The sequence below is a fragment of the Roseomonas sp. 18066 genome, from assembly GCF_902706185.1.
Classification (GTDB): Bacteria; Pseudomonadota; Alphaproteobacteria; order Acetobacterales; family Acetobacteraceae; genus Pseudoroseomonas.
The window spans coordinates 1-482 of the sequence record NZ_CACSJM010000359.1 but is presented as its reverse complement, the minus strand read 5'-3'; the positions used below and the strand labels follow the sequence as shown (position 1 = coordinate 482).

1 protein-coding gene is annotated in these 482 nt (G+C 76.8%); it reads left to right on the top strand.

What is annotated here, in order from left to right:
- The coding region (locus tag GVN67_RS29225; protein ID WP_200845455.1) for a hypothetical protein at positions 1-482 on the top strand (482 nt) is incomplete at both ends.

The window sequence follows — 482 nt, the reverse complement described above, 5'->3', positions numbered from 1 at the left end:
CCCTGGGGGTACCCGTGCGCATCGGCGCGCTGTCGGCGCGCTCCGAGGGCCTGGTGCCGACCGTGGAGCTTCTCGACGTCGCCCTGCTCGATGCGCAGGGGCGCGAGGCGCTGCGCCTGCCCCGGGTGGTCGCCTCGCTGTCGCCGCGCTCGGTGCTGCGCCTGGGCTTCGAGCAGCTCTATATCGAACGCCCCGAACTGGACGTGCGCCGCGAGGCCGACGGGCGCCTGGTGGTGGGCGGCATCCCGGTGCGCAGCCAGGCCGGCCCCGGCGAGGGCGGCGGCGGCGCCGACTGGCTGTTCTCGCAGGGCGAGGTGGCATTGCGCGGGGGCACCGTGCGCTGGACGGACGCGATGCGGGGCGCCCCCCCGCTGGCGCTCTCCGACGTGGACATCGTGCTGCGCAACCGCGGCTGGCGCCACGCGATGCGGCTGGACGCGACGCCACCCGCGGCCTGGGGCGACCGCTTCACCGTCATGGGC